The organism is Gordonia paraffinivorans NBRC 108238 (genome assembly GCF_000344155.1).
Classification (GTDB): domain Bacteria; phylum Actinomycetota; class Actinomycetes; order Mycobacteriales; family Mycobacteriaceae; genus Gordonia; species Gordonia paraffinivorans.
In genome coordinates this window covers 1-13,769 of record NZ_BAOQ01000015.1, presented here as the reverse complement: position 1 = coordinate 13,769, position 13,769 = coordinate 1, and the positions used below count along the sequence as shown (strand labels likewise).

The 13,769-nt window shown below is 68.8% G+C and carries 14 protein-coding genes; 4 read left to right on the top strand and 10 right to left on the bottom strand.

The window, feature by feature from the left end:
* Nucleotides 1-44: 44 nt before the first annotated feature.
* The 4 genes from GP2_RS08110 to GP2_RS08095 all read right to left on the bottom strand — a co-directional run bounded on the left by GP2_RS08110 (nt 45) and on the right by GP2_RS08095 (nt 4,326).
* Nucleotides 45-959 carry a universal stress protein gene (locus tag GP2_RS08110; protein ID WP_006900006.1) on the bottom strand — a complete coding sequence of 305 codons (915 nt, stop codon included), beginning with the start codon at nt 957-959 and terminating at the stop codon, nt 45-47.
* Nucleotides 949-2,508 carry an APC family permease gene (locus tag GP2_RS08105; protein WP_040526634.1) on the bottom strand — a complete coding sequence of 520 codons (1,560 nt, stop codon included), beginning with the start codon at nt 2,506-2,508 and terminating at the stop codon, nt 949-951. The genes GP2_RS08110 and GP2_RS08105 overlap by 11 nt, the downstream gene beginning before the upstream one ends.
* Nucleotides 2,509-2,590: 82 nt before the next feature.
* Nucleotides 2,591-3,064: a hypothetical protein gene (locus GP2_RS08100; RefSeq protein WP_006900004.1), complete on the bottom strand. Its 474-nt coding sequence runs from the start codon at nt 3,062-3,064 to the stop codon at nt 2,591-2,593.
* Between the two features lie 86 nt (nt 3,065-3,150).
* Nucleotides 3,151-4,326, bottom strand: a complete 1,176-nt coding sequence (locus GP2_RS08095) for a cytochrome P450 (RefSeq protein ID WP_006900003.1) — start codon at nt 4,324-4,326, stop codon at nt 3,151-3,153.
* Between the two features lie 173 nt (nt 4,327-4,499).
* Between GP2_RS08095 and GP2_RS08090 the strand changes: the two genes are divergently transcribed.
* On the top strand, nt 4,500-5,066 hold the full coding sequence (locus GP2_RS08090; protein WP_006900002.1) for a TetR/AcrR family transcriptional regulator: 567 nt from the start codon (nt 4,500-4,502) through the stop codon (nt 5,064-5,066).
* 106 nt (nt 5,067-5,172) lie between these two features.
* Here GP2_RS08090 and GP2_RS08085 read toward each other — a convergent pair whose 3' ends face one another.
* The 4 genes from GP2_RS08085 to sdhC are packed head-to-tail and all read right to left on the bottom strand — an operon-like array spanning nt 5,173 to nt 8,603.
* Nucleotides 5,173-5,961, bottom strand: a complete 789-nt coding sequence (locus GP2_RS08085; protein ID WP_006900001.1) for a succinate dehydrogenase iron-sulfur subunit — start codon at nt 5,959-5,961, stop codon at nt 5,173-5,175.
* A complete protein-coding gene (gene sdhA / locus GP2_RS08080) occupies nt 5,961-7,715 on the bottom strand; it encodes a succinate dehydrogenase flavoprotein subunit (protein WP_006900000.1) in 1,755 nt (584 codons plus the stop codon). Before sdhA ends, GP2_RS08085 begins: the two co-directional genes overlap by 1 nt.
* Before the next feature lie 15 nt (nt 7,716-7,730).
* Entirely contained in the window at nt 7,731-8,186 is a 456-nt protein-coding gene (locus GP2_RS08075) for a succinate dehydrogenase hydrophobic membrane anchor subunit (RefSeq protein ID WP_006899999.1), read from the bottom strand.
* 12 nt (nt 8,187-8,198) lie between these two features.
* Nucleotides 8,199-8,603, bottom strand: a complete 405-nt coding sequence (gene sdhC, locus GP2_RS08070) for a succinate dehydrogenase, cytochrome b556 subunit (protein ID WP_006899998.1) — start codon at nt 8,601-8,603, stop codon at nt 8,199-8,201.
* A 226-nt stretch (nt 8,604-8,829) separates the two neighbouring features.
* Here sdhC and GP2_RS08065 point away from each other — a divergent pair, with 226 nt between their 5' ends.
* The 3 genes from GP2_RS08065 to GP2_RS08055 are packed head-to-tail and all read left to right on the top strand — an operon-like array spanning nt 8,830 to nt 11,701.
* Entirely contained in the window at nt 8,830-9,234 is a 405-nt protein-coding gene (locus GP2_RS08065) for a cytidine deaminase (protein WP_006899997.1), read from the top strand.
* The gene (locus GP2_RS08060; protein WP_006899996.1) at nt 9,231-10,592 is read left to right on the top strand and encodes a thymidine phosphorylase; all 1,362 of its coding nucleotides are present in this window, start codon (nt 9,231-9,233) and stop codon (nt 10,590-10,592) included. Before GP2_RS08065 ends, GP2_RS08060 begins: the two co-directional genes overlap by 4 nt.
* Nucleotides 10,592-11,701 carry an adenosine deaminase gene (locus GP2_RS08055; protein ID WP_006899995.1) on the top strand — a complete coding sequence of 370 codons (1,110 nt, stop codon included), beginning with the start codon at nt 10,592-10,594 and terminating at the stop codon, nt 11,699-11,701. Before GP2_RS08060 ends, GP2_RS08055 begins: the two co-directional genes overlap by 1 nt.
* A gap of 30 nt (nt 11,702-11,731) precedes the next feature.
* Here GP2_RS08055 and GP2_RS08050 read toward each other — a convergent pair whose 3' ends face one another.
* Together GP2_RS08050 and GP2_RS08045 are read right to left on the bottom strand one after the other, a co-directional pair.
* Nucleotides 11,732-12,997, bottom strand: a complete 1,266-nt coding sequence (locus tag GP2_RS08050; RefSeq protein ID WP_006899994.1) for a SatS C-terminal domain-containing protein — start codon at nt 12,995-12,997, stop codon at nt 11,732-11,734.
* Nucleotides 12,998-13,100: 103 nt separating this feature from the next.
* The coding region (locus tag GP2_RS08045; RefSeq protein WP_006899993.1) for a C40 family peptidase at nt 13,101-13,769 on the bottom strand (669 nt) is incomplete at its 5' end.

Genomic DNA, 13,769 nt, shown 5'->3' with positions numbered 1-13,769 from the left:
GTTCGGTCGGCAGGGGTTCGGTCGTGGGGACGGCGGTCCCGGGCTCAGCGGCTTCTGGGCACGACGATGACCGGGGATGTCGTCCAGCGCAGGATTCGGGCCGCGGTGCTGCCCAGGAAGACCCGATGGGGTGGCGCGAGGTGGCCGGACCCGACCGCGACGATGTCGTCGTCGCCCCACGGAAGGTTGGCCAGGGCCTCGTCGAGCGTGTCACCGTCGGCGACGACGACCCCGACCTCGAGTTCGGGAGACACCTCGGCGCGAGTCCTGTCGAGGAGTTCGCGGGCCACGGCGATCTGCGCTCGACGGGCATCACGCGACGAGTCGTCGTCGAAGGGGGATTCGAGCGACACCAGCGACAGCAGCCTGAGGTTCAGTTTGGCGCGTTCGACGAGCTTCTCGGCGAACGGCAGTGGGTTGTCGGCGTCGGGCTCGACGGGCACCGCGACGGTCACCGTGCCGAGGACGGTGTCGACCCGGTCGGAGTACCCGCGGGGCGCCAGCGCGACCGGAACCGGCGAGGAATGCACGAGTTCGTTGCTGACCGTGCCGAGCGTGTGGCGCCGCAACAGGCCGTCGCCGGTGCCGCCGACGACGATCATCTTCGCGCCCGTCTCCACGGCGTGGGAGATCAGCCCGTCGGCGAAGGAATCGTTGACGGTGACGATGGTGCGGTACCGGAATCCGGGCGGGATGAGGGCGGCGCCCTCGCGAAGCCATTGGGCGGCTTGGTCTTCGAGGCGTCGCTGGTACTGCGCGATGCCGGGCGAGCCGTCGTAGGGGACCGGACGCACCACGCACACGAGGTCGAGGTCAGCGCCGGTCACGCGGGCCAGGGCGACACCCAGGGCGACTCCGTCGGCGCCCGACGGCGTCGCCAGGTAGCCGACGGTGAGCCGGGGGACCGGTGCGTCGCCGGCGGTGTCGTCGGGCGTGGCGGCGAGGGAGTCAGTAGACATCGGGAACCTTCACCTCGGTGTCGGCGGTCAGCGTCTTCCCGCGGAAGAACTCGCTGTTGTACGCGAAGCAGGCCAGCATCAACGGGATGCCGAGTACCAGCATGCCCACACCCATGACGAAGACGCCGCCGATCCCGCCGATCGAGGTCGCGCCGTAGTCCGGGGAGATCATGTCGTACGCCGACCTGACGAAGGCCGCGGTCATGGCCAGGCCGCCGACGAGCGGGAAGAGGCCCCGGAAGAAGAAGTTGCGTGCCGAGGTGAGGAGCGTCGACCGGAAATACCAGACGCACGCGAACGCGGTGATGCCGTAGTAGAACGCCACCGCCAGTCCGAGCGAGGCGATCGAGTCGGCGAGGGTGTCCTGGCTGACCAGCGACAACACCAGATAGAAGGTGAGTGCGGCGCCGCCCATCACCGCGGTGCCGAATGCCGGCGTCATGTAGCGGGGGTGGATCGACGCGAACTTCTCGGGCAGCGCCTTGTACACCGCCATCGACAGGCTGCCGCGCGCCGTCGGCAGGATCGTGGACTGCGTCGACGACAGGGCGGAGACGCAGACGGTCAGCAGCAGCGCCGACACCATGACCGCGCCCGCCACCGGTTCACCGAGGATGGTCAGCACGTCCTCGTCGTTGGCGTCGTTCCCGAGGCCGATGCCGGTGTCGCCGAACCCGGCGAACGACTGGATGGCGTAGGTGACCAGGACGTAGGTCGCGACCAGGATGAGGCAGGTGAGCAGGGCCGCGCGACCCGGGGTCTTCTCTGGATCCCTGGTCTCCTCGTTGACGGCCAGGCACGCATCCCAGCCCCAGTAGATGAAGATGCACAGGATGACCGCCGCGGCGATCTGCGACTGGTCGAGGCCCCCGGGCCACAGCCACGACCACTCGGGATCGATCGCCTGCGGCCCGGCGCGGTCGAGGCCCACCTTGACCAGGGCGATCACGCTCGCGACGATCAACACGGCGAACTGGATGAACATGAGGATCATCTGCATCCGCTCGCTGATGACGATGCCGCGGATGCTGATCCAGGTCATCGTGATGATGAAGGAGCTCCCGAGCAACACCCGGGCCAACAGGCTGTCGGCGAGGGCGTCGAGCCCGAGAAACTGGAACAGGTAGAGCGCGGAGATCTCGGAGACGTTGGCCAGCACGATGATCGCCGAGACGGCCACGCCCCAGCCGCCGATCCACCCGATCCACGGGCCGAATGCCTTTGTGGCCCAGGTGAACGTCGTCCCACAGTCGGGGGTGTCGGTGGACAGCTCACGATAGGCGAAGGCCACCAGCAGCATCGGCAGGAACGCGAGGACGAACATCGACGGCGCCTTCTCGCCGACACTGTCCACGACGAAGCCCAGGGTCGCCGCGAGGCTGTACGCCGGGGCGACCGCGGCCAGGCCGATGATCACGTTGCCGAGCAGGCCGATCGAGCCGATCCGCAGGCCCTTGTCGCCGGGGTCGTGCAGCACGGTGGACGCACCCGCTCCGGAATGGTCTGCTCCCGAAGGGTTTGCGGCCCCGGAGTCGCTGTGTTCCGCCATGCTGGTCTCCGCTCATGTGCTCATGACGACAGACAGAGTACGGTCGGCGCCCCGATTCCTCCCTCCAAGTGGGAAATTCGGGTCATTTTTCGTTCGTGTTCGGCTGACACGTGCTGGTCGGGTGGTCGCCGTGCGCGGAGTCCTCGGCCACCAGCCGATCGTTCACCCGGACCTCGCAGCGTGCGAATCTCCCGCCGGACCGGAACACCGCGTGGAGCGGGGCGTCCGGGGAGTGTCGTGTGAAGACGAGGGTGGCCGACCAGAGTCCGCTCTGCGAATCCCGCTGGAGGAGTGGGACATGCGTCTGGGTTCGCAGGTTCCCGGTCGCGTCGGACCACGCGGCGGCGCCGTTGTGCTGCTGGTCGGAGACGAAGGTGATGCTCACGCGATCTTCGGCCTCCGGACCGGACTGCGGAGGCGGCGTGCTCGGCGTCCGAACCGGCGTCGGAGAGGCCGCAGGAGTCGATCGTGCGGTGGCGGGGACGAAGACGATCAGGCACCCGAGGATGCCGAGGGCGACGGTGAGCAGAAGGCGGAACGCCAGGGTCCGGATCACGGATTCTCCGTTCGACGACGGTGGGCGGCATGTGTCTCTTGGACGCATCCGCGCCGTGTCCGGTTCCGCGGCAGCGGCGGGGCAGTTCAGCGGGTGAGCGTCAGCGTCAGCGCCCCTGACGATTCCTCGGCGGCGAAATCCGTTGTCTCACCGAGGAGTTTCTCCACCGTCAGCCGACCCTGCAGGCGGGCGAGGCCGGAACCGACGCACAGATGGATCCCCTTGCCGAAGGCGACGTGGGCGGAGCGGGCCGGTCGTCGGGCCCCGGCGTCGCGCCCTCGATCGAGGTCGAGGCGGTCGGGGTCGTCGAACTGCCCGGGATCCCGGTTGGCCGCACGCCACATCAGGTACAGGTGGGAGCCGGCGGGCAGACGTGTGTCGCCGAGCACCGTGTCCTCGACGACGTGTCGGAAGTGCCCGCGGAACGGCGATTCCAGGCGCAGCGCCTCGTCGACGAAGGCCGGCACGGCCTCGGGTTCTCCGCGCAGGCGTCCGGTGACCTCCGGGTGTTCGACGAGCAGCCGGGCCGCGCTGTCGAGCAGGCTCGTCGTCGAGTCGGAACCGGCCGCGACGAGCTGCAGCAGCATCATCACCGCGGCAGCGCGGTCGAGGTCGCCGCGGGAGACGGCGGTGGCGATGTCGCCGAGCACACCGGCGCCGGCGCCGGGATCGCCCAGGGTCCTCGCGAGGGCGTCGTCGAGATAGGCGGTGAGCTCGGCGACGGCGGTGGTCGCCGTGGACAACTCGGCGCCGGTGATCACGCCGTCGATGAGGACGTTGGTGGCGTGGGCCCAGCGGGACAGGTCGTCGACGTCCTTGGCCGGCAGGCCGAGCAGCTCGGTGACCACGGTGACCGGAACCCGCCGTGCCACCGCGGTGGACCAGTCGAGCCGGTCTCCGTCGACCCCCTCGGACCACGCGGTGTCGACGACCTCCGCGACACGCGGTTCGAGCTCGCGGATGCGTGCCGGTGTCAGCGAGGGCATCACCAGAGATCGGTGGAGGCGGTGCCGGGCACCGTCGGCCGTGGCCAGCACGTGCATCGCGTCACCCGGTCCCGCGACCGGGAACTCGCTGATCGACCCGTCGTCGTGGCAGATCATCGTCGCGGTGAGGTTCGACGAGAACTCGGCCGGGCGACGAACGACGTCGGCGATCAGATCCCAGGTGCCGACCGCGTAGAACGCCGAGTCGCCGAGCCGCTGCACCGGGTGGCCGCGGTGGAAGCGGGCGAGGAACGCGGGGTCGTCGAGGGTGAGCATGCGTCCAGCGTCGCCGACCGGGGCAGTCGGGACAACGGTTCGCTCCGAAGTCGATACGAGCGGACGGCGGCCTCCGCCATCGGAGTCTCACCGATGCCTTCCGTACTGCGAGAAAACGGCCACGAAGGTCCGGGCGCTGTCTCATCATGAGACCAGACGACGGAGGAGTACGCATGGCCGACTGGCTCGTGGGTGGCGACCGGAGGGACGCGGCACGGAGGCGCCTCGTCTCCCAGGCCGCGGCGCTGATCGCCTCGCGTGGACTCGACGCGTTCAGCGTCGAGGAACTGGCCGCCCGGGCGCACTGCTCGCGGGCGACGATCTACCGCCATGCCGGTGGCCGTGCCCAGTTGATCGAGGCGGTGCTGTCGGCGACCGCCGCCCCGGTCCTGGACTCGATCCGCGCGGCGGTCGCCGGCACGACGGGGGAGGAGCGCGCGCGGATCGCGATCATCGCGGCGGTCGGCGCGCTGCGCGCGGACCGGGTGATCCGTCAGTTCCTCCGGCCGGGAAGCCTCGTCGCCACGACACCGACGGTGCTCGCTTCACCGACCGTGTCGGCCGTCGCCGCGGAACTGATCGGCATCGACCCCGACGACGTCGTCGCCGCACGGTTCGCGATCCGGTCGGTGTTGACCATGCTGCTCTGGCCGGCGGCCCCCGAGGAGGAGACGGCGCTGGTGGACTCGATCATCGCGGGGATCTTCCGGGGCGGGGCCTCGGGCGCCCGCGAGATGTAGCGGCTCGTGTCGCCCCCCGTCACGGTCTGCTGCATCGGGGAAGAGAGCGACGGCCCGCACCGAGAACCGGTGCGGGCCGTCGCCGGGCTGCAGAGAAAGCGTGGAACTAGCGCGAGAACATCAGTGCGCGCTTGACCTCCGAGATGGCCTGCGTGACCTGGATGCCGCGGGGGCATGCGTCGGTGCAGTTGAAGGTCGTGCGGCAGCGCCACACACCGTCGACGTCGTTGAGGATGTCGAGACGCTCGACGGCACCCTCGTCACGGCTGTCGAAGATGAAGCGGTGCGCGTTGACGATCGCGGCCGGGCCGAAGTACGAGCCCTCGGTCCAGAACACCGGGCAGCTCGTGGTGCAGCACGCACACAGGATGCACTTGGTGGTGTCGTCGAAGCGGGCGCGGTCGGCCTGGCTCTGGATGCGCTCGCGGGTCGGCTCGGTGCCCGTGGTGATCAGGAACGGCTTGATCGCGCGGTACGCGTCGAAGAACGGCTCCATGTCGACCACGAGATCCTTCTCCACCGGCAGGCCGCGGATCGGCTCGACGGTGATGGTGATCTCCTTGGACTTGTCCTTGGGGAGCAGGTCCTTCATCAGGAGCTTGCAGGCGAGGCGGTTGACGCCGTTGATGCGCATCGCGTCCGAGCCGCACACGCCGTGCGCGCAGCTGCGGCGGAACGTGAGGGTGCCGTCGAGGTAGCCCTTCACGTACAGCAGCAGGTTGAGCAGACGGTCGGTCGGCAGCGCCGGGACACGGAAGCTCTCGAAGCCCTGGGCGTCGGGATTCTCCGGGTTGAACCGGTAGATCTTCAGCGTCACCATGTGGGCCTCCGGGGGCACCGGGGGCAGCGGCGGCTCGTCGGAGGAGGGCGTGGGCTTGTCCAGAACAGATGTCATCAGTACTTACGCTCCATCGGCTCGTAACGGGTCTGCACCACGGGCTTGTAGTCCAGCTCGATGTCCGCGAGAAGGTCGGTGCCCTTCTTGTAGGCCATGGTGTGGCGCATGTAGTTCACATCGTCACGATCGGGGTAGTCCTCGCGCGCATGGCCGCCGCGCGACTCCTTGCGGTTGAGGGCGCCGACGACGGTCACCTCGGCCATCTCGAGCAGGAAGCCGAGCTCGATGGCCTCGAGCAGGTCGCTGTTGTAGCGCTTGCCCTTGTCGTGGACGCGGATGTGGGCGTAGCGCTCCTTGAGCGCGTGGATGTCGGTGAGAGCCTGCTTGAGGGTCTCCTCGGTGCGGAACACCGACGCGTTCGCATCCATCGACGCCTGCAGCTCGGAGCGGATGTCGGCGACGCGCTCGTGGCCGTGCTCGCTGAGCAGCAGCTCGAGCCATTTGTCGACCATCTCGGTCGGGCGCTCCGGCAGATCGACGAAGTCCGCGTTGTTGGCGTACTCCGCGGCGGCGATGCCGGCACGACGGCCGAAGACGTTGATGTCGAGCAGCGAGTTGGTGCCCAGGCGGTTCGCGCCGTGCACCGACACGCAGGCGCACTCGCCGGCGGCGTAGAGGCCGTGCACGATCTCGTCGTTGTTGCGCAGCACCTGACCGTTGACGTTGGTCGGGATGCCGCCCATGACGTAGTGGCAGGTCGGGAAGACCGGGACGTACTCGGTGACCGGGTCGACGCCGAGGTAGGTGCGCGCGAACTCGGTGATGTCCGGCAGCTTCTCGTTGAGGACATCCTCGCCGAGGTGGGTCACGTCGATGTAGACGTAGTCCTTGTTCGGTCCGGCGCCGCGGCCCTCGAGCACCTCGAGCACCATCGAGCGGGCGACGATGTCACGCGGCGCGAGGTCCTTGATGGTGGGGGCGTAACGCTCCATGAAGCGCTCGCCGTCGGCGTTGCGGAGGATGCCGCCCTCGCCGCGCACGGCCTCCGAGATGAGGATGCCGAGGCCGGCCAGGCCCGTCGGGTGGAACTGGTGGAACTCCATGTCCTCCAGCGGCAGGCCCTTGCGGAAGATGATGCCCATGCCGTCACCGGTGAGGGTGTGGGCGTTGGACGTGGTCTTGTACATGCGGCCCGAGCCGCCGGTCGCGAAGATGATCGACTTGGCGTGGAAGACGTGGATCTCGCCGGTGGCCAGCTCGTAGGCGACGACGCCGTTGGCGACCAGCTCGCCGTCCTCGTTCTCCGCGAGGCAGATGTCCAGCGCGTAGAACTCGTTGAAGAACTCGACGTCGTGTTTGACGCAGTTCTGGTAGAGGGTCTGCAGGATCATGTGACCGGTGCGGTCGGCGGCGTAGCACGCACGACGCACGGGCGACTTGCCGTGGTCGCGGGTGTGGCCGCCGAAGCGACGCTGGTCGATCTTGCCCTCCGGGGTCCGGTTGAACGGCAGACCCATCTTCTCGAGGTCGAGGACCGCGTCGATGGCCTCCTTGGCCATGATCTCCACGGCGTCCTGGTCGGCGAGGTAGTCACCGCCCTTGACGGTGTCGAAGGTGTGCCACTCCCAGTTGTCCTCCTCGACGTTGGCCAGTGCGGCGCACATGCCGCCCTGTGCCGCGCCGGTGTGGCTGCGAGTGGGGTAGAGCTTGGTGAGAACTGCGGTGCGTGCACGCGGGGCGGACTCGATGGCCGCGCGCATTCCGGCGCCACCGGCACCCACGATGACGACGTCGTAGCGGTGTTCCTGCATGGTTTCTGGTCTCCTTTAGCCGACGCTGTTGACGTCGAAGGTGAGGATCGCGTACGTGCCGAGCGCGAGGGTCAGGATGATCGACACCAGCAGCAGGGTGTTGAGCCAGAAGCGGGTCGAGTCCTTGCGCGAGTAGTCGGCGATGACGGTGCGCACGCCGTTGCCGCCGTGCAGCTCGGCCAGCCACAGCATGGTCAGATCCCAGATCTGCCAGCCCGGCGAGCTCCAGCGAGCGGCGACGAACGAGGCGTCGATGCGATGCACGCCGCCGTCCCAGGCGAGCATGATGAACATGTGGCCGATCGTCAGGAAGACGAGGATCAGGCCGGAGAACCGCATGAACAGCCATGCGTACTTCTCGAAGTTGTTGCCCTTGGGCTTGCGGGGCGAGCGCGGGTTGTCCAGGCTCGCGGGGCGGTCGTGCTGTGTGCCGAGGGTCTTGGCGACACCCGTGGCTTCCGAGGTGGTCATCTCTGGTGGCTCCTACAGGTGGTCGATCAGGATCTGCAGCAGGCGCACGGCGCCGGCGGCGAAGACGACGACGAACAGGGTCAGGGCGACCCACAGCATCTGCCGCTGGTACTTGGGGCCCTTGGACCAGAAGTCCACCAGGATCAGGCGCACGCCGTTGAAGGCGTGGAACAGGACGCACGCCACGAGGGCGATCTCCATCAGACCGATGATGGGGGTCTTGTAGGTCTCGATGATCGCGTCGTACTGGTTCGGATCGACGCGGATGACCGCGGTGTCCAGCACGTGCACGAACAGGAAGAAGAAGATGGTTACGCCGGTGATGCGGTGAAGCACCCAGGACCACATGCCTGGGTCGCCGCGGTACAGAGAACGTCGACGCACCGGGTCAGGTGCGACTTCGGTCGAGGTGCTCATCGGAAAAGTGGCCTCCAACATCGTCGATGGACGCGTCGAATCGGCATGCTCCGACTCGACCATGGACCCATGACAAGAGACTCTAAACCCATGCCGGAAGCGGTGATAAATTGCCCGAACCGATTTGAGGCACAAGAGAATCCGACTTAGGTTTGCCTTACCCAAGCTCTGGGGCCGGTGAATTTCCGGCATCCGGGCGGATCGACGCTTTTGCGAGGAGGTGGGCGTGGATACGGTGATCGATTGGAATGTCCTGCGCCACAAAGCAAGTGAAATGTTGTCGCGGGCCTATGCCCCGTATTCGCGCTATCCGGTGGGTGCGGCCGGGATCACATCCGAGGGCGAAATCCTCGGAGGCTGCAATGTGGAAAATGTCTCATACGGACTCGGTATCTGCGCCGAGGTGTCGCTGATCGCGCAATTGGTCGCCCACGGACGGGGGACGCTGCGGGCCGTTTCGGTCACCGATGCCAACGGGAAGGTCCTCATGCCGTGCGGCCGGTGCCGGCAGGTTCTCCTCGAGCACGGCGGACGCGGTCTCCTCGTCGATCATCCCTCCGGATCCCGAACCCTCGCCGACCTGCTTCCCGACGCGTTCGGGCCCGACGACATCGCCGAGGTGGTCCCGTGAGCGCCGGCACCCGCGGCATCTCGGCCGGCGCCGACGAGGTCATCAACGCGGTCTCGGTGATCGCCACCAAACGCGGCGGGAACGAGCTCGGCGACGCGCAGATCGCCTGGATGCTCGACGGCTACACCCGCGGCGAGGTCGCCCCCGAGCAGATGTCGTCGCTTCTCATGGCGATCTACCTGCGCGGGATGACGCGACGCGAGATCGCGACCTGGACGCAGGCGATGATCGACAGCGGGCGGCGAATGGATCTGTCGGGCCTGCGTCGCGACGGCCGGCCGCTCGCGACCGTCGACAAGCATTCCACCGGCGGAGTCGGGGACAAGATCACCCTGCCGCTGACACCGCTGGTGGCGTCGTTCGGCGTGGCCGTCCCGCAGCTGTCCGGCCGAGGCCTGGGGCACACCGGCGGCACGCTGGACAAACTGGAGTCGATCCCGGGCTGGCGGGCCGAGCTGAGCACGACGGAGATGTTCGACCAGCTCGAACGCGTCGGCGCGGTCATCTGCGCCGCCGGCGCCGATCTCGCCCCCGCCGACCGCAAGCTGTACGCGCTGCGCGACGTCACCGGCACCGTCGAGTCCATCCCGCTGCTGGCCAGCTCGATCATGAGCAAGAAGATCGCCGAGGGAACCGCCGCGCTCGTCCTCGACGTCAAGACCGGCTCGGGCGCATTCCTGCCGGACGAGTCCGATGCCCGGGAACTCGCGTCGACGATGGTCGAACTGGGTATCGATGCCGGTGTGGACACCCGTGCGCTGATCACCGACATGAGCGTCCCGCTGGGGCGGGCGGTCGGCAACGCCGTCGAGGTCGCCGAGTCGCTCGAGGTCCTGGCCGGCGGTGGACCCGACGACGTCGTGGAACTCACCCTCGCCCTGGCACGCGAGATGCTCGACGCGGCCGGGCTGCCCGACGCCGACCCGGCCGAGCACCTGGCCAACGGCCGGGCCATGGACACCTGGCGGGCGATGATCGCCGCGCAGGGCGGCGACCCGGACGCGCCCTTGCCCGTCGCGCGGCACACCGACGACGTCGCCGCCGAGTCCGCCGGCGTCGTGGTCGAGGTGGACGCCCGCGCCGTCGGCGACGCCGCCTGGCTGGCGGGTGGCGGCCGGTCGAAGCCGGGCGAGGCGGTTGCCGCCGAGGCCGGCGTGATCGTCCACGTCCGGCCCGGAGACCGGGTTCGCGCCGGACAGGTCCTGTTCACGCTGCACACGCAGGACGACGACCGGATCCCGGCCGTGCGGGCCTGCCTGCGTCGAGCGGCGCGGATCGCCACGGGTGGCGCGGCGGCGTCGGACGCCGCCACCGCGCACACCCGGCCGCTGATCATCGACCGCGTTAGGTTCGGATGATGACGACGCTCGATGCCGCACACCTGAAGCTCGCACCGAAGGTGCTCCTACACGACCACCTCGACGGCGGGCTGCGCCCCGCGACGGTGCTCGAGCTCGCCGCCGAGACCGGTTACGACCGGCTGCCGGCCGACGACGTCGAGGGCCTTGCGCGCTGGTTCCGCGAGGCCGCCGACAGCGGTTCGCTCGTGCGCTACCTGGAGACCTTCGAGCACACCGTCGCGGTGATGCAGACCGTCGGCGCGCTCGAGCGGGTGGCGCGCGAATGCGTCGAGGACCTCGCCGACGACAACGTCGTCTACGCCGAGGTGCGCTACGCCCCCGAACAGCACCTCGAGCAGGGGCTGACCCTCGACGAGGTGGTCGAGGCCGTGCTGCGCGGCTTCGCCGACGGGGAGCGGGTCGCCGCCGAGCGCGGCAAGCAGATCACCGTCCGGTGCCTGGTGACCGCGATGCGTCACGCGGCGCGGTCACTCGAGATCGCCGAACTCGCGGTCCGGTATCGCGACCGCGGCGTCGTCGGGTTCGACATCGCCGGTGCCGAGGCCGGCCACCCGCCGACCCGCCACCTCGGCGCCTTCGAGTACATGCGGGCCAGTTCGGCGCCGTTCACGATCCACGCCGGCGAGGCCTTCGGACTGCCGTCGATCCACGAGGCGATCGGCTTCTGCGGCGCCGACCGGCTCGGTCACGGGGTGCGGGTCATCGACGACATCGAGCTGCCGGAGGGGGCGCATCCCGCCGATCGGTCGTTCACCGGCGCGAAGCTCGGCCTGATCGCAAACGTGGTGCGCGACAAGCGGATTCCGCTCGAACTGTGCCCGAGCTCCAACGTGCAGACCGGCGCGGTCGCCTCACTCGCGGAGCATCCGTTCAACGTGCTGGCGCGACTGCGGTTCCGCGTCACGGTCAACACCGACAACCGGCTCATGGGCGACACCTCGATGACCAAGGAGTTCGCCCTGCTGGCCGAGCACTTCGGATACGGGTGGGCCGACTTCGAGCGCTTCACCGTGAACGCCATGAAGTCGGCGTTCATCCACTTCGACGAACGGCTGCGGTTCATCGACGACGTGATCAAGCCCGGCTACGCGGTGCTGCTGGGTTAGGTCGCGGCGCCCGGCGCCCGGGCGGTACGGCTAGCCCTTCTTGACCAGCCGGGCCTCGAAGTCGTGCTCGAGTGCGCGCCAGGCCTCGGCCTCGTTGTCGAACGGCCCGCTCGGGGCCATGCGCTTCGGGTCGGGGTTGAGCGCGTAGTCGATGAACCAACCGAGGGGAGTGGTCGACCCCAGCGCCTCGGAGACGGTGTCGTCGTCGGCGTAGTCGGCGGCGTCGGTGAGCAGTTCGACGGCGAGGTCGAGCTGGTCGCGATCGATCCGGCGCGGGCCGTCGGCGATGTCCTCGGAGATGCCGGGCAGGACGTACACGTTGTCGTCGATGACGTCGAACTCCAGCGAGCCGTCGGTCGCCTCCGCGCGGACGTCCTCGAAGGTCGAGAGATCGGCCAGGTCGTGGTCGTTCTCCTCAGCGAGGAACCGCGACAGGGCGCGGGCGGAGGTGAACACGAAGATCTTCCCGTCGGCGCCGAGGAAGACCGGGTCGTCACCCAGGTAGCACCGCAGGGTCAGGTACTCGTCGCCGCGGGTGACGATCTTGATGGGGTCGATACCGACGGACGCCCAGAAATCGTCGTCGTCGTACTCGTCGTCGAGGTCGTCGTCTTCTTCATCGTCGTCCTCGGCGTCGAGGGTCTCGACGATCTCGATGTCCTCGTCGTCGGTCGGCTCGTCCTCGTCCTCGGCGGACGCGGCCGCCTCGAGTTCGGCCTCGGCGGTCTCGACCGCCTTAGGGTCGACCTCGGGAACAGTGATGACCTCGTCGATGGCGTCGAGGACGTCGTCCCAGTGCTTGGCGATGAGCCTGCCGATCCGGACCCAGAGGTCGAGGCCCTCGCGGCCCTCGAAGTTACGGGTGCCGGTGGTCACGGCGCCCAGGATCGGATTGCCGTTGAAGAACTTGGTGATGGGGACCAGTTCGCAGACCTCACCCAGGATGCGCACGATCTCGAGAGCGTCCTCGAGCTCGGCGATGACCTCGGGGGTCGGGTCCTCGGCCGCGAGTTCCGGCACGCCGACGAGGTCGTAGGTGTGGCGCTCGTCGGGGATGAGTTCCTCGGCCTGCACCTGGACCAGGGTCGGCCAGGCCGGGTGTTCGACGAGGTCGTTGTCGTTGTTGGTGCGCACGAAGGCCGCGAGTTCGGCGACGCCCGGCAGGACGTAGAGATCCTCGTCGAGTCCGAGGAACGCCTCCCACTCGTCGTCACCCTCGCGCCAGCGGGGTGCCCACAGGGTGAAGCTGTTTCCGTCGGTGAGTCCGAGCTCAATCGGGACGATGTCTCCGGCCATGGGGACACAGCCTAGCGATAGATGGCGCCGGATCCAGTAGTGGGCCGCACTGAGGGCGACGGCCTGCTCCTCGGCGTCGCTCGGCCGCCCTTCACCTGCGGTGTCATCGGGGTCGGTAGAAGCCTTCGAAGGTCTGGTCCAGATTGGTGGTCCGCAGTGGCGACACCCCCACCGGGTCGCCCGCCTCGATGAGCTGGCCGTTGCCGATGTACATCGCGACATGTCCCGACCACACCGCGAGATCGCCCGGCTGCAGGTCTGCCTGCGACACCGGGTACCCGGCGGTGTCCTGGTCCTGGGCGAGGCGCGGCAACTCGACCCCGGCCTGCCGGTAGGCCCACTGGGTGAAGCCGCTGCAGTCGAAGCCGTCGGGCGTGGTCCCTCCCCACACGTAGGGCACCCCGCGCTGGCTGAGGGCGGCACGAACCGCCGTCGCCGCGCGCTCGTTCGGGGCGTAGGCGACCGAACCGTCGGGGAGCGTCACCGCGACGCCGCCGGGCACGGGCACAGACGACAGTCGCCCGGCGTCGGCCGGTGCCCCGGAAGCCGCGGGTGCGGTGCGGCGGCCGAGTGCGGCCATCGCCTCGGTGTCGGCCTGCAGCTCCGCCCGGGTGCGGGCGACGATGTCGACGCCGCGCCCGAGGTGGTCGGCGGCGATCGGGACGAGGGCCATGAGACCCGCCGGCGTGAACAGCCGGTCGCCGAGTGCGGCGGCGCTGCGCTCCAGCGAGTCCACCAGCGCGTGCAGGCGGGTCGACGCGGAGTGCACCTT